A 23,849-nucleotide genomic window follows, 5' to 3' on the forward strand; every position below is an offset into this window, starting at 1 on the left:
ACCTTTAGAAAGGCGAGGTGAGTTCATGTTTAAGATAAAGAAAAAGAAACTTTTTATACCTATCATTATTTTAGTGTTAACTGCTTTTCTCGCTTTAATAGGATATATTTCAATTATTTTTCTCGGCCATTATGTCATAGATGAAAAAAAGCTTATTCTTCATGCTTCTTCAAAAATTGTTGATCAAAACGGAGATGAGGTTGCAAGCCTGTATACAGAAAATCGCGAACCGGTCTCGATCAATGAGATTCCAAAGCAGGTCAGAGAAGCGTTTATCGCTGTTGAGGATAAAAGATTCTATGAGCATCACGGCATTGATGCAAAATCTGTCGGAAGGGCAGTGTACCGCGATATATTAGCAGGTGGTAAGGTGGAAGGCGGAAGCACAATCACCCAGCAGCTTGCCAAAAATATTTTTCTGACACATGACAAAACGTTTCTAAGAAAAACAAAAGAAGTGATCATTGCGATTAATCTTGAACGGGATTACAGCAAGGACAAGCTGCTTGAAATGTATTTAAACCAGCTTTACTTCGGACACGGGGTCTACGGCATACAAGCGGCGTCCCACTATTATTTTAATAAAGAAGTAAAAGATTTGACTGTATCTGAAGGCGCTGTTTTGGCCGCTATTCCGAAGGCGCCTTCTACGTACTCTCCGATTTTGCACCCTGATAAAAATAAGGAGCGGCGTGATACAATTCTAGGCATGATGAATGACCAAGGCTATATTAGTGCGAAAGAGGCTGTCACCGCGCAGGGCCGGACGCTTGGACTGCATGTGAAGAAACAGTCGGAAACACCTTGGTTTGACAGCTACATTGACCTTGTGATCAAAGAGGCGGAAGACAAGTATTCCATTTCCGGAGAGCAGCTTCTTCAAGGCGGATACACGATCAAGGTGCCGCTCGATTCGAAGCTGCAGAAGACGGCTTACCAGGTGATGAAAGAGGGAAGCTATTATCCCGGAACAGATCAGAATGCCGAGGGAAGCGCGGTCTTTATTAATAACAAGACAGGCGGTGTAGAAGCGGCCATCGGCGGAAGGGATTACACATCCAAAGGATATAACCGTGTCACAGCTGTCCGCCAGCCGGGTTCCACATTTAAGCCGCTTGCTGTATACGGACCGGCGATGCAGGAAAAGAAATTTAAGCCATATTCTCTATTGAAGGATGAGTTGCAGTCCTACGGAGATTATACGCCGAAAAACTACGACAGCCGGTATGAGGGCGAAGTCACTATGTCTGACGCCATTACGTACAGCAAAAACGCGCCGGCTGTCTGGACGCTGAATGAGATCGGCGTTGAAACAGGAAAATCTTATTTGAAAGCAAACGGCATTGATATCCCTGATGAAGGCCTTGCTCTCGCTCTAGGAGGCTTGGAAAAAGGCGTTTCGCCGCTCCAGCTTGCCGGCGCGTTTCATACATTTGCCGCGAATGGAATGTATACTGAACCCTTCTTTATCTCGAGCATAATAGATGAAGACGGAGAAACAATAGCCGATCATAAAGAAGAAGGAAAGCGGGTTTTCAACAAGCAGACGTCTTGGAATATGACGAGAATGCTGCAGCAGGTAGTCAAAAAGGGAACGGCCACGTCCGGCACCTATCACGGCGACCTGGCGGGAAAAACAGGTTCTACATCTTATACAGGCGTCTCCGGCGCGACAAAGGACGCCTGGTTTGCAGGCTATACGCCGAAAATAACCGGGGCAGTCTGGATGGGCTATGACAAAACGGATCAAAACCATTATTTGAAAGCCGGGAGCTCATACCCGACGCGGCTGTTTAAGGATATTTTGACACAGGCAGGAGAAACCGGTCATGTGTTCACAAAGCCTAAAAACGTTAAAGATCTGGAAAGCCCGATTGAGCTGAAGCCGGTCAAAACACTCACAGCCGATTACACATTTAAAGCAGCGGGGCTCTTTACTATTGAATTAAAGTGGGACGCTCAAGAGGATGATCGGGCCGTATACAGAATTTATGTAAACAAGGACGGCGAGGAGACGCTTCTTGATTCGGTTGAAGGGAAGGGAAGCTATGAAATTCCTTATGCCAACTTATTTTCGGGCGCGTCTTATAAAATTGTGCCTTATAATACACAGACAAAAAGAGAAGGGGAAGGAACCGATTACGTTCAGCCAAAATTGTTTTCCTCTTAATGGAATTCGGCGATTTTTTGAACTTTGAGCTACATTTCTATACCATTTGCCTAAAACAAGGTATAGTGTAATAAGTCAAGAAATACGAACGTATGGTTGCCGTATGAAAGGTGGAAATCAGATGAGTAAACGAGAAACGTTTAACGAGACGTTTTTAAAAGCTGCGCGGGGAGAAAAAGCGGATCACACGCCTGTGTGGTATATGAGGCAAGCAGGGCGCTCGCAGCCGGAATACCGCAAGCTGAAGGAAAAGTACGGATTGTTTGAGATCACACATCAGCCAGAACTTTGTGCGTATGTCACAAGACTGCCGGTTGAGCAATACGGAGTCGATGCTGCAATCCTTTATAAAGATATCATGACGCCGCTGCCGTCAATCGGTGTGGATGTTGAAATCAAAAACGGGATCGGTCCTGTGATTGATCAGCCAATCCGGTCTCTGGCGGACATTGAAAAACTCGGCCAGATTGATCCGGAACAGGACGTGCCGTACGTGCTTGAGACGATTAAACTGCTTGTCAATGAGCAGCTGAACGTCCCGCTCATCGGTTTCTCAGGTGCGCCTTTTACGCTTGCAAGCTATATGATCGAAGGCGGCCCGTCGAAAAACTACAATAAAACAAAAGCCTTCATGTACAGCATGCCAGATGCATGGAATCTGCTGATGTCCAAGCTTGCCGACATGATCATCGTGTACGTGAAAGCGCAGATTGAGGCAGGCGCAAAAGCGATTCAAATCTTTGATTCGTGGGTCGGCGCATTGAATCAGGCAGATTACAGAACATACATCAAACCCGTGATGAACCGGATCTTTTCAGAGCTCGCAAAGGAGAATGTGCCACTGATCATGTTTGGCGTTGGCGCAAGCCATCTTGCAGGTGATTGGCATGACCTTCCTCTTGATGTTGTCGGGCTTGACTGGAGACTCGGCATTGATGAAGCCAGATCAAAAGGAATTACTAAAACAGTGCAGGGCAACCTGGACCCGTCCATTTTGCTTGCGCCATGGGAAGTCATTGAGCAGAAAACGAAGGAAATACTTGATCAGGGTATGGAGTCAGACGGCTTCATTTTCAATCTTGGCCATGGGGTATTTCCTGATGTCAGTCCCGAGGTTTTGAAAAAACTGACAGCATTTGTCCATGAATATTCACAAAACAAAAAAATGGGTCAATATTCCTAAGCATATCTTTTGGTATCTTAATGATATCCTGTCAAAATGTTTGTATCAGATCATTAAAGAGGGTGTAAACAGTGAGTAGAAAGAAAATGGGGCTTCTCGTGATGGCGTACGGCACGCCTTATAAGGAAGAAGATATTGAACGTTATTATACACATATCAGAAGAGGCAGAAAGCCTGAACCTGAAATGCTTCAAGATTTGAAAGACAGATACGAAGCGATTGGCGGCATTTCACCGCTTGCCAAAATCACAGAAGAGCAGGCGCATAATCTGGAACAGCACTTGAATGAAATTCAGGATGAGATTACGTTTAAAGCGTATATCGGACTGAAGCATATCGAGCCGTTTATTGAAGACGCCGTAGCAGAGATGCATAAGGATGGCATTACAGAAGCAGTCAGCATCGTGCTGGCGCCGCATTTCTCCACGTTCAGCGTTCAGTCCTACAACAAACGCGCCAAAGAAGAGGCTGAAAAACTCGGCGGCTTAACGATTACGTCAGTTGAAAGCTGGTACGATGAACCGAAGTTCGTGACATATTGGGTTGACCGAGTGAAGGAAACATATGCGTCAATGCCTGAGGATGAAAGAGAAAACGCGATGCTCATCGTATCCGCACACAGCCTGCCGGAAAAAATCAAAGAATTTGGAGACCCGTATCCGGACCAGCTGCATGAATCGGCGAAATTGATTGCTGAAGGCGCAGGCGTTTCCGAATATGCTGTCGGCTGGCAAAGTGAAGGGAACACGCCTGATCCTTGGCTCGGACCCGATGTTCAGGATTTAACACGTGATTTATTCGAACAAAAAGGCTATCAAGCATTTGTATATGTTCCTGTTGGATTTGTCGCGGATCACTTAGAAGTGCTTTATGATAATGATTATGAATGCAAAGTGGTTACTGACGATATCGGCGCAAGCTATTACCGGCCGGAAATGCCAAATGCCAAGCCTGAATTTATTGATGCTTTGGCAACAGTCGTATTAAAAAAATTAGGACGTTAAAGAAGGCGATGAACATGAGTGACGACAAAAAACATGTAGTCATCATCGGCGGCGGCATTACCGGTTTAGCCGCCGCCTTCTATATGGAAAAAGAAATCAAAGAAAAGAATCTGCCGCTTGAGCTGACACTTGTTGAGGCAAGTCCGAGAGTCGGCGGGAAAATCCAGACTGTCAAGAAAGACGGCTATATCATCGAAAGAGGGCCAGACTCATTTCTGGAACGAAAGAAAAGCGCCCCGCAGCTTGTTAAAGACTTAGGTCTTGAGCATTTGCTTGTCAACAATGCGACCGGGCAATCCTATGTGCTTGTAAACCGCACCCTGCATCCAATGCCGAAGGGCGCTGTAATGGGGATACCGACAAAAATTGCGCCGTTTGTTTCTACGGGTCTGTTTTCCTTGTCCGGGAAGGCGAGAGCTGCTATGGATTTCATCCTGCCTGCAAGCAAAACAAAGGATGATCAGTCATTGGGAGAATTCTTCCGCAGACGTGTCGGAGATGAAGTGGTCGAGAACTTAATCGAGCCGCTACTATCAGGGATCTATGCAGGCGACATTGACAAGCTCAGCCTGATGTCGACATTTCCGCAATTTTATCAGACGGAACAAAAGCATAGAAGCCTGATTCTCGGCATGAAAAAAACAAGGCCTCAAGGCTCAGGCCAGCAGCTGATGGCAAAAAAACAAGGGCAGTTCCAAACTCTGTCAACCGGTTTGCAGACCCTTGTAGAAGAGATCGAAAAGCAGTTAAAGCTGACGAAGGTGTATAAAGGCACAAAAGTGACCAAACTCAGCCATAGCGGCTCTTGCTATTCGCTCGAACTGGATAACGGCGTCACACTTGATGCTGATTCAGTAATTGTGACTGCTCCGCATAAAGCGGCTGCGGGAATGCTTTCTGAGCTTCCTGCCATTTCTCATTTGAAAAATATGCACTCCACATCCGTGGCAAACGTCGCTTTAGGTTTCCCTGAAGGCTCCGTCCAAATGGAGCATGAGGGCACGGGTTTTGTCATTTCAAGAAACAGTGACTTTGCGATCACAGCCTGTACGTGGACGAATAAAAAATGGCCGCACGCAGCGCCGGAAGGCAAAACGCTGCTTCGGGCATATGTCGGAAAAGCCGGAGACGAATCCATTGTCGATCTATCAGATAATGACATTATCAACATTGTGTTAGAAGACTTAAAGAAAGTCATGAACATAAACGGCGAGCCGGAAATGACATGTGTAACCCGATGGCATGAAAGCATGCCGCAGTACCATGTCGGCCATAAGCAGCGTATCAAGGAGCTGCGTGAAGCACTTGCATCTGCGTATCCGGGTGTTTATATGACAGGCGCTTCTTTTGAAGGTGTCGGCATTCCCGACTGCATTGATCAAGGAAAAGCTGCCGTGTCTGACGCGCTTACCTATTTATTCAGCTAAAACCTCCGCTTTATCGCGGAGGTTTTTTTTGATGTTCAATGGCAATATTGTGTAAAAAAATGATTGAATTGAACAGCAGGTTATGATACATTTGCATATGTACTTAATGACTAAAATGTTCAAACGGTCAGTTTCGAGGTGAATACAATGTCAATAGATCGAAAAAAGCTCATTTTGGAGGCGGCTACAAAGTCTTTCACGCAGTTCGGGTATAAAGCGACGACAATGGATCTTGTCGCAAAACTTGCGAACGTGGGGAAGGGAACCATTTATACTTTTTTCAAAAACAAAGAAGAGCTGTTTGACGAGATTTTCACTACTTTATTAAAGGAAATGAAGCAAAAAGCGGATGAAGCGATGGAGCCGAACCTTCCGTTCCATGAAAATGTGCACAGAGCGCTGTTTGCCATTCTGGAGTTCAGGAAAACACATCAGCTGACGATTAAAATTTTCCAAGAGAATGCCGAGATTGGTACAATGGCAGTTCAGGAAGTGATCCAGAAAATGGAGCGAGCCATACTGTCTTATATCAAAAGTAAGATTGAAGACGGGATCAAAAGCGGCGCAATCAAGCCGTGCGACCCTGAACTGACAGCCTTTGTGATGCTGAAGCTTTATATCGCGCTCATTTTTGACTGGGAAAAACAACACCCCCCGCTTGATAAAGAGACAATTGCGGGACTGCTTGAATTGTATGTTGTCAAAGGATTGTCAGCGAACTAGATAATCCTTTCTCTTTGCAAGAAAATGACCATTTTTCATGATGAGTCAGTTTTAGAATGGAGGCATCAGGATGAACACAATACGAAGTCAGTGGAAAGACATCGTAACAAGTAAAAAATTATTGATTCCCATCATCGCCATTTTGTTTGTCCCGCTTATTTACAGCGGCGTATTCTTAAAGGCTTATTGGGACCCGTACGGCACAGTTGACCAGCTGCCTGTCGTTGTCGTCAACCAAGACAAGGGAGCAACGTATGAAGGAGAAAAACTTCAAATCGGTGATGATCTGGTCAAAGAATTAAAGGATAATAACAACTTTGATTGGCATTTTTCCAATGATCTCGACCAATCGTTAAAGGACTTATTGAATCAAAAATATTATTTAGTTGTCGAGATTCCTGAGGATTTTTCTAAGAATGCCAGCACTGTATTAGACAAAAATCCGAAAAAATTGGATCTGAAATACCATACAAATGCAGGTTCTAACTATGTAGGGGCAACGATCGGCGAAAAAGCGATTGATAAACTGAAAGCCTCTGTTTCAAAAGAAGTGACCGAGCAATATACGAAAGTTATTTTTGATAACTTTAAAGATATCGCAAAAGGTTTGAGCGACGCGAGCAGCGGCGCGAAAAAAATTGATGACGGCACAAAGGATGCGAAAAACGGAAGCGCCCAGCTGAAAGAAAATCTGGCGAAGCTGAAGGAAAGCACCGCTACCATCAGTGACAAAACAGCGCAGCTTGCAGATGGAGCGGCTCAGGTGACGAGCGGCATCCAATCGCTTGACAGCTCGCTCGGTAAATTCCAGGACAGCAGCAACCAGATTTATGATAAATCTGGCCAGCTTGCAGCAGGATCAGGCAAGATAACGGGCAAGCTGAATGAACTGAATGCCGGCCTTCAAAAGGTGCAGCAGGGCTTGCCTAATCTGACAAACGGGCTGGATCAGCTCAACAGTAAAGCGCAAGAAGAGTCGGAAAAAGCAGCAAAAGCGGAAAAACTCATAAATGCGCTCGATTTAACGAAGCTTGAAACTGCTGTAAACAATCTGGAAAAATCAGAAACTGCGATGAAGGAATTTAAAAAACAGCTGTCTGACTTTGAAAACAGCTTAAAAAACCGTGATCAGGCATTCAAAAATCTCATCAATTCGAGTGATTTCTTAACAGCGGAGCAAAAAAGCCAGTTGATCAGCTCTGTTGAAAAGCAGCTTCCGAAAGTTGATGCGCCTGATTTTGATGAAATTTTAAGTGGACTTCCTGCAGCTGATCAGTTGCCTGACATCGCAACGATAAAAAGCTCTCTTGAAGACGTGAAAGCGCAGGTGGCGCAGGTGAAAGCCATGCCGGAAGCTACATCTAAGCTTTATAACGGCGCAAAAACAATCCAAGATGCAATTGACAGATTAACTGAGGGAGCTGATAAGATATACAATGGTTCACAGAAGCTGACAGATGGCCAAACTAAACTGACAGCGGGTATCGGTGAATATAATAAGCAGTTCGCAAAAGCAAAAGCGGGCTCAGAGCAATTGGTGACAGGAAGCAGCCAAGTATCCGGCGGATTGTTTAAGCTGTTAGACGGGTCTAAACAGGTCCAAAGCGGATCATCAAAACTTGCAGACGGATCTGCATCACTTGATACAGGTTTAGGCAAGCTATTGGACGGCACAGGAGAGCTGTCTAGTAAGCTGAAGGATGCGGCAGACCAAACAGGAGATATCGATGCTAATGATCAAACATATGGCATGTTTGCGGATCCGGTTAAAACCAAAGATGATGCCATTCATTCCGTTCCTAACTACGGTACAGGGCTGACACCTTATATCCTGTCAATGGGCTTATATGTCGGCGGCATCATGCTGACGGTTGTCTTCCCGCTGAAGGAAGCGTCAGGACGTCCGAGAAACGGTTTTGAGTGGTTCTTCAGCAAATTCAATGTCATGATGCTTGTAGGAATCATTCAATCATTGATTGTGGCGACGGTTCTTCTATTGGGAATTGGTCTCGAGGTAGAGAGCACGTGGAGATTTTACGTGTTTACGATCATTACGAGTCTCGCTTTCCTGGCGATGATTCAATTTTTGGCTACCACGATGGGCAACCCTGGACGTTTTATCGCAGTCATTATTTTAGTGCTGCAGCTGGGAGCGAGCGGAGGAACCTTCCCGCTTGAATTGCTTCCGAATTTCTATCAGGTCATCCACGGCGCATTGCCGATGACCTACAGCATTAACGGATTCAGAGCAGTCATTTCAAACGGTGACTTTGGCTACATGTGGCAGATGGCCGGCGTCTTAATCGGCATCGCCCTCGTCATGATTGCACTAAGCATTACTTACTTTACAATGTTAAGCCGGAAGGAAGAAACATCAGAAGAACAGCCGGCTTCATAAAGAAAAAGAACTTGTTTCCTTGGAAACAAGTTCTTTTTTTGTTACATTCCCCATTTAATAAGCAATCCTGTATAGGTTAATCCGCCGCCAAACCCGAAAAGCAAAACGATTTGATCTTTTTTCAGCTTCCCGGCTTTCACTGCGAGATCGAGCGCCAAAACAATTGAAACCGAGGACGTGTTTCCATAATGCTCAACACTAGTGAGCGTTTTTTCAATCGGGAACGGTGTTTTTTCACAAATTGACTCGATCATGCGCAAGTTGGCGCTGTGAGGAACAAACCAATCGAGATCATCAGAGCTGAGTCCTGCTTTATGTAAAAGCCGTTCAAATTCGCCAGGGACGGTTCTTGCGGCCCATTTATATACCTCGCGTCCGTTTTGCACCATTTTTCCAGAACCGACAAGCTGCACACCGTTTATTTCATTTCGCAGTCCGGCACGATACAAAATATCGCCGCCGTTCCCGCTTGTTCCTTGTACAGATGCAAGAAATCCCGGCGTCTCTTCATCTCGTTCCACTAACAGCGCACCCGCGGCATCGCCGAACAGAACGCATGTCGTTCGATCGGTATAATCCGTTACCTTTGATAACGTCTCTCCGGCGATGACGAGAATTTTTTGATGAAGGCCAGATGTGATCAATCCATTTGCCAAATGGAGGCCGTAAGTCAGCCCGGCGCATGTCGCATTAATATCCAGCGCGCCGGTGCTTTCCCAGCCGAAATATTCCTGTACGCGGCATGCCGTACTCGGAAAGGCGTAATCGGATGTGGTTGTGGCAACGAGGATCATATCGACATCATCAAGTGTTCCTTTATAACGGCTCTTGAGATTCTTCACCGCTTCTATGCATAAATCAGAGGTAAATTGATGTTCATCTGCAATCCGGCGTTCTCTCATTCCTGTGCGCTGAACGATCCATTCATCAGAGGTATCAACGATCTTTTCTAAATCTGCATTGGTTAAACGTCTGCTCGGCGCATAGGTGCCGATAGCTGTAATTTTTGCTTTTGACATATGAATCACTCCTTATGGTCAGATTATAACACTAGATATTAGTATCTGGTACTAAAAAGGAGGTTTTTTTACAAAAAAAGAGAAGTGTAGAATAGGGAATCTATGAAAAAGAAAAAGGAGGCTGAAAAATGGTCAGTCAAGAAGCAGTAGTCTTTTTGGCATTATCCGGGGCTATTGCGTTTCTGTTGCCAATCGGGCTGATTGTATGGTTTAAGCGAAAGTATGGCGCCTCGCTTAAAGTGTTTTTTATTGGCGCTCTCACGTTTTTTGTCTTCGCTCAGCTGCTGGAAGGCGGCGTTCATGTTTATGTACTGCAAGTGAATGAAATGACGAAAGAAGCGATGCAACATCCATTATGGTATGGCATTTACGGCTGCTTGATGGCCGGAATTTTTGAGGAGTGCGGAAGGTATATGATGATGCGATTTTTTATGAAGCGCCATCATACCTGGGCGGATGGTCTGGCTTTCGGGGCAGGCCATGGCGGGCTTGAAGCCATCCTGATTACAGGCTTGTCCTCTATCTCACTTATTGTATACGCATTTGCAATCAATAGCGGGACGTTTGAACAGCTTTTGGTCAATGGCGACGTCAAACAGGCGCTTTTGCCGATACAGGAGCAGCTGCTGCATACTCCTTCGTATGAATGGATGCTGGGCGGAATAGAAAGAATCAGTGCCATTGCCGTCCAGATTGGTCTGTCTCTGCTTGTTTTGTACGCGGTTAAAAGCCGCCGGCCGCTGTTTTTGTTGTATTCTATTCTTTTACATGCACTGTTTAATGTACCGGCGGTTTTATATCAGAGAGGAATCATAGAGCATGCTGCAGCTGTTGAAATCATTATTGCTCTTATAGCGGCTTTATCAGTTTATTGGATTGTAAAAGCAAAAAGGGTGTTTCAATAAAAGGTCCAAGCAGCAGCAATGCCCGCTTGGAAAAAATGTGAATGGAAATATTCATTAAGCATGGGTCATCAGAATATTTCTGATTCAGTCTTTACAATGACAGCAAGAATGTCTGTGTTTTTTACAAGAGAAACAATGGTGTTTCTTTTTCTTCTTCTCGCAAGGGTCATGGCATTCTTTCTTTTTCTTGCAATGGTCGTGGAAATCTTTATCGAACCACTCGTCAAAGAACCAAAAATCATCGAACCAATCGTGACAACGACATTTCTGTTCATGTGAATGACGACAGCACATAGAAATCCCTCCTCTTCCCATGCTCTCTACAGCATATGAGAGATTGATAGGAAAAGATTGGACGGGTCCCTCGGGAAAAGAGTATATTTTAAGTAGAATATAAAAGGAGGAATGCCCTATGACGTCCGTACGTAAAACGATGGAGCTCATTAAAGAACTTGTATCGATCCCAAGCCCGACCGGAAATACATATGAGGTGATCAATTATATTGAAAGCCTTTTAAAAGAATGGAAGGTAGAAACGGTTCGGAACCACAAGGGCGGCTTAATTGCAACGCTTCCAGGACGCGACACATCCCGGCATCGCATGCTGACAGCGCACGTTGACACCCTCGGCGCTATGGTGAAGGAGATTAAAGCGGACGGCCGGCTGAAAATCGACTTAATCGGCGGGTTTCGCTACAACTCGATTGAGGGAGAGTATTGCCAAATTGAAACCGCCTCGGGAAAAACGTACACAGGCACCATTTTAATGCATCAAACGTCTGTGCACGTATACAAAGACGCGGGAAAGGCTGAGCGGAATCAAGAGAATATGGAGATCCGCCTAGATGAACCTGTTCACTGCCGGAAAGATACGGAGGAGCTTGGCATTGGTGTCGGAGATTTTGTGTCGTTTGATCCACGTGTCGAGATCACATCAAGCGGATTTATTAAATCGCGCCATTTGGATGACAAAGCAAGCGTCGCCTTATTGCTCCGCTTAATTCATGAAATTCAAACAGAAGACATTGAGCTGCCGTATACAACCCATTTTCTTATTTCCAATAATGAAGAAATCGGTTACGGCGGGAATTCGAATATTCCTCCTGAAACAGTTGAATATTTGGCGGTTGATATGGGCGCTATCGGTGACGGGCAGGCGACAGATGAATATTCAGTATCAATCTGTGTGAAGGATGCGAGCGGGCCGTATCATTATCAGCTCAGAAAGCATTTAGTTCAATTAGCCGAGAAGCATCATATTGACTATAAGCTTGATATATATCCGTACTACGGGTCTGATGCGTCAGCAGCGATCAAATCCGGGCATGATATTGTGCATGGCCTCATAGGGCCGGGAATTGACGCTTCCCATGCATTTGAACGCACCCATAAATCATCTCTTCGCCATACCGCTAAGCTTCTGTATTACTATGTACAGTCACCAATGGTATAAGGGGGAGGACCAATGAAGATTTATAAGCTGAAAAGCACATTCGGCTGGGAAGGTGATGACGGGTTGGGAGAACAGCTGATTCAGCAGATCCTTGCCGGAGAAAAAACCGCCACGTGCGCGCCGAAATCATTGTATTCAAAAGATGAATTGAGGGACGTTTATCAAACAGCGGGTCAGCTTGTTACCGTTTATGATAAACATGACAATCCAAGATGCAATATAAAAGTAACAGATGTCTTTGAAACCACCTTTGGTGCGCCTGATATGAGGTTAGTCAAAGGAGAGGGCAATGGAGACCGAATTGAGGAGTTTCAAGAGGATCATCGGATGGCATGGGCGGAACTGATCAAAAGCGGTGAACTGGAGCTGAATGAGGATACTGTTTTGATTACAGAGCTGTTTGTGCTTGTTAAAGATTAAAAAAGCCTGCGGGGCAAGAACCCCGCAGGCTTTTCATTAACCAGAAATGGTTGCGTTTTGTTCTGTTTTCGATTGGGACATAACAGTTTCTGCTTTCGCAGGATTAAACATGCCTTCCCATTTAGACATCACAACGGCAGCAAGCGCGTTACCAGTCAGGTTGACAACTGTACGTGCCATATCCATGATGCGGTCTACGCCGGCAATAAAGGCAAGTCCTTCAGCCGGAACGCCGATGGTGCCAAGCGTTGCAAGCAAGACAACAAAAGAAGTACCAGGCACGGCAGCCATCCCTTTGGATGTCACCATTAAGACGAGCACAAGCGTAATTTGGTGCCAAATCGTCAAATCAATGCCATATACCTGTGCTAAAAAGAGTGCGGCAATAGATTGATAGAGAACGGAACCGTCTAAGTTAAACGTGTAACCGATCGGAATGACAAATGAAACAATGCCTTTCGGACATCCGATTTTCTCCATTTTTTCCATGATGCGCGGAAGAACCGTTTCAGAGCTGGACGTACTGAACGCCAGTAAGATTTCGTCCTTCATGTAAGCAAGGAACTTGAAGATGCTGATGCCGGCAATTTTTGCGACAATCCCGAAAATAACAATTAAGAAGAAAGCAAGCGCGACATAAACCAATCCGACGAGCTTTCCGAGAGAGATAAGAGAACCGAGTCCGAATTTAGACACAGTCACTCCGATAAGAGCGAAAACGCCGAATGGCGCCACTTTCATCACAAGGTTTACAACGTGGAACATGGCATGGGATACACCTTCAAAAAAGGCTAATACAGGCTTGCCTCTTTCACCGATCGCGGAAATACCCAATGCAAATAGTACTGTAAAGCAGATGATGGCTAGAAGATCCCCTTCGACCAATGACTGGAAGAAGTTTGTCGGCACAATATGGAGGAACGTTTCCGCCACTGATTTATTACTTTGTTCTTTTTCAGTTTCAACATATTGACTGATGTCCGATTTTTGAGCTTCGTGTATATTAACTCCTGTACCCGGATGGAAGATGTTTGCAAGGGCTAGTCCGAGAATAATGGCAAAAGTCGTGATGATCTCGAAGTACAGAATCGTTCTGAAGCCTAATTTACCGACTTGCTTTCCATTTCCTGCACCGGCTACACCGATGATTAAGCTGGAGACAACAATAGGAATCACTATCATTTTGATTAAGCGTAAAAAGAGATCCCCGATTGGCTGCAGGTAAGTAGGCAATGCTGGGTTGCCATACCAAATGACGCCAACAATGACACCTAGAATAAGTCCAACGAATATTTGTGTGGCTAATCCAAACTTAATTCTTTTCATAGATTACCTCCCAAAAAACAAAGTATCAACATATATCATGAATAGACATATATTTAATCTCACTATTAGATCAAATTATAATAGATAAGAAATCAATTCGTCTATAGTAAATTATATTTCGAAAATAAAGAATATTCAATGACATTATGATAATCACCAGAATTATCTAAAAACAGGTGAGCTTTGACCTAACCTGACTATTATTTCAAAATTAAGAGATATGTGAAAAAATAAGAAAATCCCACGCGTAAGGCGCGGGATTTTCGCTCATTACAAATCGTTTACTTTTATACAGTCATTGCAGATATTACCATAGCACTCATGCTGCTCTTCTATCTTTTTTCCGCATTCCGCACACTTTTTCGAAGGCAGGTTTCTAAAAAATTCTGTGATTTTCCCCAGCATAACCAATCCCTCTTTCCCCTTTGTAGTGATTTCATTGTAATATAACAGATCACAAAAATCAATAACTGTTTTGATACAATGTTTAAAACATGCTTTTTTCAAGAAAAATGGGTATATTGAAGGAGGATCAATTTTTTTTGAAAAGATAGGAGGACATTATGAAAGTTACAGTTATCGGATGCTATGGCGGTTTTCCGGCCGCAAATGAAGCGACGTCAGGCTATTTGTTTCAGTCAGGTGATTACTCTCTGCTTGTTGATTGCGGCAGTGCCGTATTGTCTAAGCTGTTCGGATATGTGCCGGCGGAAAAGCTGGATGCGGTCGTTCTGTCTCATTATCACCATGACCATATCGCTGATATCGGGCCGCTGCAATTTGCCAAGCAAGTCGGTTCGTTTCTCGGCAAAGGAGAGCATACGCTTCCGATTTACGGACATGATGCTGATATAGAACAGTTTCAAAAGCTTACATATAAAACACATACAAAAGGGATCGCCTATCAGCCGGATCAGCCGCTGACTGCCGGTCCGTTTACGATCACCTTTTTAAAAACGATTCATCCGGTGACGTGCTATGCCATGCGGATTACTGACGGCAGCCACACTGTCGTTTATACTGCTGATTCCAGCTATCAGGATTCATTTATACCGTTTTCGAAAGATGCTGATTTATTGATCTCGGAATGCAATTTTTATGCCGATCAAGACGGAACAAGTGCAGGCCATATGAACAGCCTGGAAGCCGGGCGCATTGCAAAAGAAGCGGGAGCGGGAGAACTGCTGCTGACACATTTGCCGCATTTTGGCGTGCATGACAATCTTCGCAAAGAAGCGAAAACCGTTTTTAACGGAGAAGTGAATATTGCGAAATCAGGTTTTGTGTGGGAAGGATAAAGGAGGAGCACCATGTTATTTATAGACAATCAAAATATCAATGATCCGCGGATCAATCTTGCTATCGAGGAGTACTGTGTCAAGCATTTAGACCCTGAACAGCAATATTTGCTCTTTTATGTGAATCAACCGTCTATTATCATTGGGAAAAACCAAAATACAATAGAAGAAATCAATACAAAATATGTTGAGGAAAACGGGATTATCGTCGTCCGCCGTTTATCAGGCGGGGGCGCTGTGTACCATGATCTGGGGAACTTGAACTTCAGCTTTATTACCAAGGATGACGGGGACAGCTTTCATAACTTTAAAAAATTCACTGAGCCGGTGATTCAGGCGTTACATCAGCTTGGAGTTGAAGCCGAATTAAGCGGCCGGAACGACATTGTAGTGGATGGCCGGAAAATATCCGGAAACGCTCAGTTTGCAACGAAAGGCCGTATTTTCAGCCACGGCACCCTCATGTTTGATTCAGCCATTGATCATGTTGTATCAGCATTAAAGGTGAAAAAGGATAAAATTGAATCAAAAGGCATCAAATCGATCAGAAGCCGAGTAGCAAACATCAGTGAGTTTCTCGATGATAAAATGACCACCGAAGAATTCCGCAGCCATTTGCTTCGCCATATTTTTAACACAAACGACATTGGAAACGTGCCGGAGTATAAGCTGACGGAAAAAGATTGGGAGACCATTCATCAAATTTCGAAAGAGCGCTATCAGAATTGGGATTGGAACTACGGCCGCTCGCCGAAATTTAACCTTAATCATTCGAAACGTTATCCGGTTGGATCGATCGATTTGCGCCTAGAGGTCAAGAAAGGCAAAATCGAGGACTGCAAAATCTTCGGAGATTTCTTCGGTGTCGGTGATGTATCTGAAATTGAAAACCTGCTGGTCGGAAAACAATACGAACGCAGCGTCATCGCTGATGTGCTCGAAGGTGTGAATCTCAAGCATTACTTTGGGAACATTACGAAAGAGGATTTCCTTGATCTGATTTATTAAGGCAAAACACATCGTTTGAAAGAGCGGTTGTGTTTTTGAAATAATGGAGGCAGGAGGGATTCACATGAAAGTGTTTTTAATCGGAGCGAACGGACAAATCGGGCAAAGACTCGTCTCTTTATTCCAAGATAATCCTGATCATTCCATCAGAGCGATGGTCAGAAAAGAAGAACAGAAAGCGTCTCTTGAAGCTGCCGGTGCAGAAGCTGTGCTTGCGAATCTGGAGGGCAGCCCGGAAGAAATCGCCGCTGCGGCAAAAGGCTGTGACGCGATCATTTTCACAGCCGGTTCCGGTGGCAGCACAGGCTATGATAAAACACTGTTGGTGGATCTCGATGGAGCGGCGAAAGCCATTGAAGCTGCGGACATTGCCGGAATCAAACGGTTTATTATGGTCAGCGCCCTGCAAGCCCATAACCGTGAAAATTGGAATGAGGCACTCAAGCCTTATTATGTGGCCAAGCATTATGCTGATAAAATTCTGGAAGCGAGCGGTTTAACCTATACGATTATCCGTCCGGGAGGCCTTCGCAATGAGCCTGGAACGGGAACTGTTTCAGCAGCGAAGGATCTGGAGCGGGGATTTATTTCCCGTGATGACGTTGCAAAAACGGTCATTGCCTCTTTAGATGAGAAGAATACGGAAAATCGGGCCTTTGATCTGACAGAAGGAGATACGCCGATTGCCGAAGCATTGAAGAAACTATGACAGTACTGACACTCAGGGCTTTTTGCTCTTGAGTGTTTTTTTCTGTTTCTCTATAATGGAGGAGAAAGCTTGGCTTCAATAATGAATGACTATTCATTCACTTTAAGGGGTGGGAGAATGAATCTTGTTTCAAAATTGGAAGAAACAGCATCTGAGAAGCCCGACAGCATCGCATGCAGGTTTAAAGATCACATGATCACGTATCAAGAGCTGAATGAACATATTCAGCGATTTGCGGACGGCCTTCAGGAAGCCGGTATGGAGAAAGGGGACCATCTAGCTTTGCTGCTTGGCAATTCGCCTGATTTTATCATCGCGTTTTTTGGCGCTTTAAAAGCTGGGATCGTGGTTGTTCCCATCAATCCGTTGTACACGCCGACAGAAATTGGTTATATGCTGACAAATGGCGATGTAAAGGCGATCGTGGGCGTTAGCCAGCTTTTGCCGCTTTATGAGAGCATGCATGAATCGCTGCCAAAGGTTGAGCTCGTCATTTTATGCCAGACGGGGGAGGCCGAGCCGGAAGCTGCGGACCCAGAGGTCAGGATGAAAATGACAACGTTTGCAAAAATATTGCGGCCGACATCTGCCGCTAAACAAAACCAAGAACTTGTCCCTGATGATACCGCGGTTATTCTATATACGTCAGGAACGACTGGAAAACCGAAAGGCGCGATGCTGACTCATCAGAATTTGTACAGCAATGCCAACGATGTCGCAGGCTATTTGGGAATGGATGAGAGGGACAATGTGGTCTGCGCTCTTCCCATGTTTCACGTGTTTTGTTTAACCGTCTGCATGAATGCACCGCTGATGAGCGGCGCAACTGTCTTGATTGAGCCTCAATTCAGTCCGGCATCTGTTTTTAAGATTGTTAAGCAGCAGCAGGCGACCATTTTTGCCGGTGTACCTACGATGTATAATTACTTGTTTCAGCATGAAAACGGAAAGAAAGATGATTTTTCTTCCATCCGGCTGTGTATTTCGGGAGGCGCGGCAATGCCAGTCGCGTTGCTGACGGCGTTTGAAGAAAAATTCGGTGTTACCATTTTGGAAGGCTACGGGCTCTCGGAAGCATCACCCGTTACGTGCTTTAACCCGTTTGACAGGGGCAGGAAGCCGGGCTCCATCGGGACAAGTATCTTACATGTCGAAAACAAGGTCGTAGATCCGCTCGGACGCGAGCTGCCCGCTCACCAGGTCGGCGAATTGATCGTGAAAGGCCCCAATGTGATGAAGGGCTATTATAAAATGCCGATGGAAACAGAGCATGCATTAAAAGACGGGTGGCTTTATACGGGGGACTTGGCAAGACGGGATGAGGACGGCTATTTTTACATTGTTGACCGGAAAAAAGACATGATCATTGTAGGAGGATACAATGTGTATCCGCGGGAGGTGGAAGAGGTGCTGTACAGCCATCCGGACGTCAAGGAGGCGGTTGTCATCGGCGTGCCGGACCCCCAAAGCGGGGAAGCGGTAAAGGGATATGTGGTGCCGAAACGCTCTGGGGTAACAGAGGAGGACATCATGCAGCACTGTGAAAAGCATCTGGCAAAATACAAGCGGCCTGCCGCCATTACGTTTCTTGACGATATTCCGAAAAATGCGACGGGGAAAATGCTCAGACGGGCACTGAGAGATATTTTGCCCCAATAAAATGAAAAAGCGAAGCGGTTAGCTTCGCTTTTTCATTTTCAATCCTTTGCTTCTTTTTTAATAATATTTAGCAGCGCCTTTGTATCATTTTTGCTTAATTTGTAGTATGTGCCATCCTTCAAAAAAACGGCTTGCTGGCTGCCGTCAATCCATAGTCTGAATGAGTCATACCGGTCTTTATGAAACTTGATTGTCCCTTCGTAATCAGGGGCTGATGTTTTTTCTGTCTTCACCTGTTTTCCCTGATTCATAATATCCAGCATATCTTTGACGTGCTGTCTTTTTTCAATCTCGATATCTTCCTGGCCGCTTGAAGACAGTGTGATCAAATCCGCGTCTACCGATTGATACACATCGCCTGATCGGCTGTAAAGATAAAAAAATGCGATAAACACAAGACCGATTACCACGATGGCTGCCACTATTTTTTTCATTTGCATCACTCCAAACATTGTTAGTTTTCCCAGCGATCGGGCTTTCCATGCTTAAAAGGGTGGAAAAGTGCGGAACACAGCTTGGTTCTAAGAATTTGAATTTATGATTACAATAGAAGTAACGGGTTGATGTGAGGAGTGAGGCGTTATGCGCAAGTGGATTGCGGCAGCAGGACTTGCTTACGTGCTGTACGGGCTGTTTTTTTATTGGTATTTTTTCCTGTCGGGTGATTCCGCAATACCGGAAGCCGTGAAAGGGACGCAGGCTGATCCGGCTTCTTTCATGAAGCCGTCTGAGTTGGCAGTGGCCGAGCAGTATTCGAATGTCAAGAATTTTTTATTTTTTATCGGGGTACCACTTGATTGGTTTCTGTTTTTTGTTCTGCTTGTCAGCGGTGTTTCAAAGAAAATCAAGAAATGGATCGAAGCGGCCGTGCCTTTTCGGTTTTTGCAGACCGTTGGTTTTGTGTTTGTGCTTTCGCTGATTACAACATTGGTGACGCTGCCTTTAGATTGGATAGGCTATCAAGTATCGCTTGACTATAACATTTCCACACAGACAACGGCCAGCTGGGCTAAGGATCAGGTTATCAGCTTTTGGATCAGCTTTCCAATCTTTACGCTTTGCGTTCTCGTTTTTTATTGGCTGATCAAAAGGCATGAAAAAAAATGGTGGTTATACGCCTGGCTGTTAACAGTGCCGTTTTCGCTGTTTCTGTTTTTTATTCAGCCGGTCATTATCGATCCTTTATACAATGATTTTTATCCGCTGAAAAACAAAGAGCTTGAAAGCAAAATTTTAGAGCTGGCAGATGAAGCCAATATTCCGGCTGACCATGTATATGAAGTGAACATGTCAGAAAAAACAAATGCGCTGAATGCCTATGTTACAGGAATTGGGGCCAATAAACGGATTGTATTGTGGGATACGACGCTGAACAAACTTGACGATTCAGAAATCCTGTTTATTATGGGCCATGAAATGGGCCATTATGTCATGAAGCACGTTTACATCGGTCTGGCTGGTTATTTGCTCGTGTCGCTCGCCGGATTTTATGTCATTGATAAGCTTTACAAGCGGACGGTTCGCCTAACCCGCAGCATGTTTCATTTAGAAGGGCGGCATGATCTTGCGGCACTTCCGCTGTTATTGCTTTTGTTTTCTGTTTTGAGCTTTGCGGTGACGCCTTTTTCTAATGCTGTCTCGCGTTATCAGGAGAATAAGGCTGACCAGTATGGGATCGAGTTGACAGAGAACAGAGAAGCCGCTGTTAAAACGTTTCAGGATTTGGCCGTGACGGGGCTGAGCCAGGTTGATCCTCCGGTGCTTGTGAAGATTTTCAGAGGCAGCCATCCGTCGATCATGGAACGGATTCAACATGCGGAGAAAGAAGAGAATGCGCCGGAACATCAGGATGCTGACAAATAAAAAGAAGCAGGTATGGAGGAACCTGCTTCTTTTTACTATTATTGTGCAGCTGCTTGTACGTTGATTAACCCTTTTCCATAGTAGAAAGAGTTTCCAAGATATGTTGCAGTGCTTTCTAAACGATCACGGACTTGCGCGTTTGTCCAAGTCGGGTGCTTAGAAAGAATTAGCGCTGCTGCTCCGGCAACGTGAGGAGTCGCCATGGACGTGCCGTTGTAAGCACCGTAAGTGCCTCCAGGAAGTGTGCTTTGGATGGATACGCCAGGAGCCATCACATCAAGCTCAGAACCTGCGCTTGAGAATGAAGCTCTTTGGTTGCTGCTGTTTACCGCACCTACCGCAATAGTAGAAGGATATTTTGCAGGGTAGCCGACTGTGCTTGAGCTTCCGGACGAACCTTCGTTTCCGGCAGCGGCAGCAACGACGATACCGCTGGAAACGGCTTTATCAACGACTGTTTTCAGCGCTGTAGAACCAGAAGGTCCGCCAAGGCTCATGTTAATAACATCCATATTGTTGGAAATGGCCCATTCAATGCCGTTAATAATCCAGCTATATTGGCCGCTTCCTGTTGAATCAAGCACTTTTACTGCATATAATGATGCGCTTGGCGCTACGCCCAGAACACCGATTGAGTTATTAAGAGCGGCAATCGTACCGGCTACATGCGTACCGTGAGAACTGCCGTCCTGGTATGGGTTTGTTTCAGAAGGTACGAAGCTTGCTCCGCCTCTGACGTTTAAGTCAGGATGAGAAGAGTCAATTCCGCTGTCGATAACAGCTACTTTTACGTTAGAGCCTGTGTAGCCTTGAGAGTGAAGAGCCGGCGCTTTAATTTGAGAAATGCCATAAGGAACAGATTGCGCATATTCATGTGCAATATGATCTTCTTCCACATATGCAACGCTCGGATCTTTTTTCAATTCTTTTACAGCTTTTTCATCCAATGTTGCTGCGGCCGCGTTAACATACTTAAATTGCTTTTGAACCTTTCCGCCTTTTTCAGAAATAACATCCTTTTTCTTGGCGGAACTCATGGCACTCATTGTCTGTTTAAATCCGACAATGTATTTCTTTTCTGTACTGCTTTTTCCGGCAGCCTGCGCAGACATGTTGCTGAACGCCATCGTAAAGATTAACGTTAACGCAAACAACAAGCTGATCCACAATTTTTTGCTTCTCACTCTTTACCCTCTCCTTTTAAAAAAATTCAGAGTAGACTTACTTAAAAGACTATTCTGTGAATTTATTGTAATAGATGGAATAATATTTTAGTAGACCCATTTTTTTGAGATGATTTTATCTCTATTTAGGTATATCATCTCTCGCTATTTCCGTAGAGACTCGAAATAACTATTTTCATACAGAAAAGAACGAAAATAGACATGAGTAAATGTTCATTATGCTGAAATGTCATGCTTTTTTAGGTTAAATGCTCCTGAGTCCCGGCAAATTCCTGTCGAAAAAATTCGTTCAAATGACCTGCGTGTGCTTCCGTGAGAACAATGGATATTATCGTGATATTTTTTCAAAGCATGATGATAAAAGTATTCTGAAAAATAAACTTTACAGAAAAGGGATAGAATGAAAAAATTATTGAGAGGGAGGAAGAAATAAGATGAACATTCGCCAAGCAAAGACATCAGATGCGGCCGCCATTGCGCCGCTGTTTAACCAATATCGGGAATTTTATAGACAGGCATCCGATTTGCAAGGGGCAGAGGCTTTTTTGAAAGCTCGTTTGGAAAATCACGAGTCTGTTATTTTGATAGCAGAAGAAAATGGAGAATTCATAGGCTTTACCCAGCTCTATCCAACGTTTTCTTCTGTGTCAATGAAAAGGATCTACATATTAAATGACTTATTTGTCGTTCCTCATGCGCGTACAAAGGGAGCCGGCGGCCGGCTTCTTTCTGCCGCAAAGGATTATGCAGAGGAAAACGGGGCAAAATGTTTAACACTTCAGACTGAGCACCACAACCGGAAGGCAAGAAGCTTGTATGAGCAAAACGGCTATGAAGAGGATACCGGATTTGTCCATTATCGTCTCAATGTGCCGGCGAAGTGAAAATGGCGGCTTGATGATTTGGTTTTTTGAACGTTCTTCGGTTACGATATAAATGAAAAGGAGTGTGCCGAATGTCAACGTTATTTCAAGCATTGCAGGCAGAAAAAAATGCCTATGATGTTTCAGTCCATGTGAAAACCATATCAACAGAGGATTTGCCGAAGGATGGTGTCCTGATTAAAGTTGCTTATTCCGGCATCAATTACAAAGATGGTCTGGCCGGAAAAGCAGGAGGCAATATCGTCAGAGAGTATCCGCTTATTTTAGGCATTGATGCTGCGGGTACGGTCGTCTCTTCCAATGATCCGCGTTTTGCGGAGGGGGATGAGGTGATCGCGACAAGCTATGAGCTCGGTGTCTCCCGTGATGGCGGATTAAGTGAATACGCTTCGGTGCCTGGTGACTGGCTGGTGCCTTTGCCACAGAATCTTTCGTTAAAAGAAGCGATGGTGTACGGAACGGCGGGATTTACTGCGGCGTTATCAGTGCATCGGCTTGAACAGAACGGTCTGTCTCCGGAAAAAGGCAGCGTGCTAGTCACAGGAGCAACTGGCGGTGTCGGCGGAATTGCGGTATCGATGCTGAACAAGCGGGGCTATGATGTGGTGGCAAGTACCGGAAACCGGGAGGCGGCTGATTATTTGAAACAGCTTGGTGCAAGCGAAGTAATCAGCAGGGAAGATGTCTATGACGGAACGCTTAAGGCGCTGTCCAAGCAGCAATGGCAGGGAGCGGTTGATCCAGTCGGCGGAAAACAGCTTGCCTCGCTTTTAAGCAAAATTCAATACGGCGGATCTGTCGCAGTGAGCGGCTTAACCGGCGGAGGAGAAGTTCCGGCAACCGTGTATCCTTTTATTCTTCGCGGAGTAAGCCTGCTCGGAATCGATTCAGTATATTGTCCGATGGACGTCAGAGCCGCTGTTTGGGAGCGCATGTCTTCTGATCTCAAGCCTGATCAGCTGCTGACCATCGTGGACAGGGAAGTATCATTGGAAGAAACGCCGGGTGCGTTAAAAGATATTTTGCAAAATCGCATTCAAGGAAGAGTGATTGTGAAGCTTTAACAGGATCAGCTTGCAGAGAATGTTATTTTTCTGCAAGCTTTTTTGTGGACAGGATGATCAGCTGCTGAACTGCTGTGTCGCGAAACAAGATTTTCCTGTAAGCCGAACTTTCTCTTCTCATTTTAAAAATAATTGGTGATAATGATTCTCAT

22 protein-coding genes are annotated in these 23,849 nt (G+C 44.9%); 17 read left to right on the forward strand and 5 right to left on the reverse strand.

All coding sequences use genetic code 11. The features are described 5' to 3' along the window. The first annotated feature begins 25 nt into the window (after positions 1-25). From MKY50_RS05535 to MKY50_RS05560, 6 genes are all read left to right on the forward strand, one after another. Entirely contained in the window at positions 26-2,170 is a 2,145-nt protein-coding gene (locus MKY50_RS05535) for a transglycosylase domain-containing protein (RefSeq protein WP_116315421.1), read from the forward strand. A gap of 121 nt (positions 2,171-2,291) precedes the next feature. Beyond that, on the forward strand, positions 2,292-3,353 hold the full coding sequence (gene hemE, locus MKY50_RS05540; RefSeq protein ID WP_009966929.1) for a uroporphyrinogen decarboxylase: 1,062 nt from the start codon (positions 2,292-2,294) through the stop codon (positions 3,351-3,353). A gap of 71 nt (positions 3,354-3,424) precedes the next feature. Further along, entirely contained in the window at positions 3,425-4,357 is a 933-nt protein-coding gene (hemH, locus tag MKY50_RS05545; protein ID WP_014663414.1) for a ferrochelatase, read from the forward strand. A gap of 14 nt (positions 4,358-4,371) precedes the next feature. Then, positions 4,372-5,784: a protoporphyrinogen oxidase gene (gene hemY / locus MKY50_RS05550; protein WP_341116282.1), complete on the forward strand. Its 1,413-nt coding sequence runs from the start codon at positions 4,372-4,374 to the stop codon at positions 5,782-5,784. Positions 5,785-5,931: 147 nt separating this feature from the next. Further along, complete coding sequence (locus MKY50_RS05555; protein WP_014479348.1) at positions 5,932-6,507, forward strand: TetR/AcrR family transcriptional regulator; 576 nt, start codon at positions 5,932-5,934, stop codon at positions 6,505-6,507. A gap of 70 nt (positions 6,508-6,577) precedes the next feature. After that, a complete protein-coding gene (locus MKY50_RS05560) occupies positions 6,578-8,905 on the forward strand; it encodes a YhgE/Pip domain-containing protein (RefSeq protein WP_341116284.1) in 2,328 nt (775 codons plus the stop codon). A 41-nt stretch (positions 8,906-8,946) separates the two neighbouring features. Here the strand turns inward: MKY50_RS05560 and fabHB are convergent, their stop codons facing one another. After that, on the reverse strand, positions 8,947-9,924 hold the full coding sequence (fabHB, locus tag MKY50_RS05565; RefSeq protein ID WP_003233200.1) for a beta-ketoacyl-ACP synthase III FabHB: 978 nt from the start codon (positions 9,922-9,924) through the stop codon (positions 8,947-8,949). Between the two features lie 128 nt (positions 9,925-10,052). Here fabHB and MKY50_RS05570 point away from each other — a divergent pair, with 128 nt between their 5' ends. The 4 genes from MKY50_RS05570 (at position 10,053) to MKY50_RS05585 (ending at position 12,702) form a co-directional block, all read left to right on the forward strand. Further along, positions 10,053-10,829, forward strand: a complete 777-nt coding sequence (locus MKY50_RS05570) for a YhfC family intramembrane metalloprotease (RefSeq protein ID WP_072173858.1) — start codon at positions 10,053-10,055, stop codon at positions 10,827-10,829. Positions 10,830-10,847: 18 nt separating this feature from the next. Next, positions 10,848-11,108, forward strand: a complete 261-nt coding sequence (locus tag MKY50_RS05575; RefSeq protein ID WP_341117365.1) for a hypothetical protein — start codon at positions 10,848-10,850, stop codon at positions 11,106-11,108. A gap of 133 nt (positions 11,109-11,241) precedes the next feature. Continuing rightward, on the forward strand, positions 11,242-12,282 hold the full coding sequence (locus tag MKY50_RS05580; RefSeq protein WP_014479351.1) for a M42 family metallopeptidase: 1,041 nt from the start codon (positions 11,242-11,244) through the stop codon (positions 12,280-12,282). Between the two features lie 12 nt (positions 12,283-12,294). Next, positions 12,295-12,702 (forward strand): ASCH domain-containing protein, encoded by a 408-nt coding sequence (locus tag MKY50_RS05585; RefSeq protein WP_003233192.1) that lies wholly within the window; start codon positions 12,295-12,297, stop codon positions 12,700-12,702. A gap of 36 nt (positions 12,703-12,738) precedes the next feature. On the opposite strand, the gene gltT is transcribed toward MKY50_RS05585, so the two are convergent. Together gltT and yhfH are read right to left on the reverse strand one after the other, a co-directional pair. Continuing rightward, positions 12,739-14,028: a glutamate/proton symporter GltT gene (gltT, locus tag MKY50_RS05590; RefSeq protein WP_003245579.1), complete on the reverse strand. Its 1,290-nt coding sequence runs from the start codon at positions 14,026-14,028 to the stop codon at positions 12,739-12,741. A 270-nt stretch (positions 14,029-14,298) separates the two neighbouring features. Continuing rightward, entirely contained in the window at positions 14,299-14,433 is a 135-nt protein-coding gene (yhfH, locus tag MKY50_RS05595) for a protein YhfH (RefSeq protein ID WP_003244802.1), read from the reverse strand. Between the two features lie 158 nt (positions 14,434-14,591). Here yhfH and MKY50_RS05600 point away from each other — a divergent pair, with 158 nt between their 5' ends. The 4 genes from MKY50_RS05600 (at position 14,592) to lcfB (ending at position 18,702) form a co-directional block, all read left to right on the forward strand. After that, the gene (locus tag MKY50_RS05600; protein ID WP_003233185.1) at positions 14,592-15,326 is read left to right on the forward strand and encodes an MBL fold metallo-hydrolase; all 735 of its coding nucleotides are present in this window, start codon (positions 14,592-14,594) and stop codon (positions 15,324-15,326) included. A gap of 12 nt (positions 15,327-15,338) precedes the next feature. After that, positions 15,339-16,334 (forward strand): lipoate--protein ligase LplJ, encoded by a 996-nt coding sequence (gene lplJ, locus MKY50_RS05605; RefSeq protein WP_014479356.1) that lies wholly within the window; start codon positions 15,339-15,341, stop codon positions 16,332-16,334. Positions 16,335-16,398: 64 nt separating this feature from the next. Further along, the gene (locus MKY50_RS05610; protein ID WP_049140680.1) at positions 16,399-17,043 is read left to right on the forward strand and encodes an SDR family oxidoreductase; all 645 of its coding nucleotides are present in this window, start codon (positions 16,399-16,401) and stop codon (positions 17,041-17,043) included. 117 nt (positions 17,044-17,160) lie between these two features. Next, a complete protein-coding gene (lcfB, locus tag MKY50_RS05615) occupies positions 17,161-18,702 on the forward strand; it encodes a long-chain-fatty-acid--CoA ligase LcfB (RefSeq protein ID WP_341116286.1) in 1,542 nt (513 codons plus the stop codon). A gap of 38 nt (positions 18,703-18,740) precedes the next feature. Here lcfB and MKY50_RS05620 read toward each other — a convergent pair whose 3' ends face one another. Continuing rightward, a complete protein-coding gene (locus MKY50_RS05620) occupies positions 18,741-19,136 on the reverse strand; it encodes a hypothetical protein (RefSeq protein WP_003245187.1) in 396 nt (131 codons plus the stop codon). A 148-nt stretch (positions 19,137-19,284) separates the two neighbouring features. On the opposite strand from MKY50_RS05620, the gene MKY50_RS05625 reads away from it, so the two are divergent. After that, entirely contained in the window at positions 19,285-20,565 is a 1,281-nt protein-coding gene (locus MKY50_RS05625; RefSeq protein WP_003233175.1) for a M48 family metallopeptidase, read from the forward strand. Positions 20,566-20,603: 38 nt separating this feature from the next. Here the strand turns inward: MKY50_RS05625 and aprE are convergent, their stop codons facing one another. After that, positions 20,604-21,749 carry a subtilisin AprE gene (gene aprE / locus MKY50_RS05630; RefSeq protein WP_015715621.1) on the reverse strand — a complete coding sequence of 382 codons (1,146 nt, stop codon included), beginning with the start codon at positions 21,747-21,749 and terminating at the stop codon, positions 20,604-20,606. 434 nt (positions 21,750-22,183) lie between these two features. Between aprE and MKY50_RS05635 the strand changes: the two genes are divergently transcribed. Beyond that, a complete protein-coding gene (locus tag MKY50_RS05635; protein ID WP_019712916.1) occupies positions 22,184-22,633 on the forward strand; it encodes a GNAT family N-acetyltransferase in 450 nt (149 codons plus the stop codon). Between the two features lie 71 nt (positions 22,634-22,704). Further along, positions 22,705-23,697 carry an NADPH:quinone oxidoreductase family protein gene (locus MKY50_RS05640; protein WP_019712915.1) on the forward strand — a complete coding sequence of 331 codons (993 nt, stop codon included), beginning with the start codon at positions 22,705-22,707 and terminating at the stop codon, positions 23,695-23,697. Positions 23,698-23,849: the final 152 nt, after the last annotated feature.

The organism is Bacillus sp. FSL R7-0685 (assembly GCF_038002425.1).
Lineage (GTDB): Bacteria > Bacillota > Bacilli > Bacillales > Bacillaceae > Bacillus > Bacillus subtilis.

Coding starts and splice junctions, on each gene's coding strand:
- MKY50_RS05535 (WP_116315421.1), top strand. CDS start 26: ATGTTTAAGATAAAGAAAAAGAAACTTTTTATACCTATCATTATTTTA.
- hemE (WP_009966929.1), top strand. CDS start 2,292: ATGAGTAAACGAGAAACGTTTAACGAGACGTTTTTAAAAGCTGCGCGG.
- hemY (WP_341116282.1), top strand. CDS start 4,372: ATGAGTGACGACAAAAAACATGTAGTCATCATCGGCGGCGGCATTACC.
- MKY50_RS05555 (WP_014479348.1), top strand. CDS start 5,932: ATGTCAATAGATCGAAAAAAGCTCATTTTGGAGGCGGCTACAAAGTCT.
- MKY50_RS05560 (WP_341116284.1), top strand. CDS start 6,578: ATGAACACAATACGAAGTCAGTGGAAAGACATCGTAACAAGTAAAAAA.
- fabHB (WP_003233200.1), bottom strand. CDS start 9,924: ATGTCAAAAGCAAAAATTACAGCTATCGGCACCTATGCGCCGAGCAGA.
- MKY50_RS05570 (WP_072173858.1), top strand. CDS start 10,053: ATGGTCAGTCAAGAAGCAGTAGTCTTTTTGGCATTATCCGGGGCTATT.
- MKY50_RS05575 (WP_341117365.1), top strand. CDS start 10,848: ATGCCCGCTTGGAAAAAATGTGAATGGAAATATTCATTAAGCATGGGT.
- MKY50_RS05580 (WP_014479351.1), top strand. CDS start 11,242: ATGACGTCCGTACGTAAAACGATGGAGCTCATTAAAGAACTTGTATCG.
- MKY50_RS05585 (WP_003233192.1), top strand. CDS start 12,295: ATGAAGATTTATAAGCTGAAAAGCACATTCGGCTGGGAAGGTGATGAC.
- gltT (WP_003245579.1), bottom strand. CDS start 14,028: ATGAAAAGAATTAAGTTTGGATTAGCCACACAAATATTCGTTGGACTT.
- yhfH (WP_003244802.1), bottom strand. CDS start 14,433: ATGCTGGGGAAAATCACAGAATTTTTTAGAAACCTGCCTTCGAAAAAG.
- MKY50_RS05600 (WP_003233185.1), top strand. CDS start 14,592: ATGAAAGTTACAGTTATCGGATGCTATGGCGGTTTTCCGGCCGCAAAT.
- lplJ (WP_014479356.1), top strand. CDS start 15,339: ATGTTATTTATAGACAATCAAAATATCAATGATCCGCGGATCAATCTT.
- MKY50_RS05610 (WP_049140680.1), top strand. CDS start 16,399: ATGAAAGTGTTTTTAATCGGAGCGAACGGACAAATCGGGCAAAGACTC.
- lcfB (WP_341116286.1), top strand. CDS start 17,161: ATGAATCTTGTTTCAAAATTGGAAGAAACAGCATCTGAGAAGCCCGAC.
- MKY50_RS05620 (WP_003245187.1), bottom strand. CDS start 19,136: ATGAAAAAAATAGTGGCAGCCATCGTGGTAATCGGTCTTGTGTTTATC.
- MKY50_RS05625 (WP_003233175.1), top strand. CDS start 19,285: ATGCGCAAGTGGATTGCGGCAGCAGGACTTGCTTACGTGCTGTACGGG.
- MKY50_RS05635 (WP_019712916.1), top strand. CDS start 22,184: ATGAACATTCGCCAAGCAAAGACATCAGATGCGGCCGCCATTGCGCCG.
- MKY50_RS05640 (WP_019712915.1), top strand. CDS start 22,705: ATGTCAACGTTATTTCAAGCATTGCAGGCAGAAAAAAATGCCTATGAT.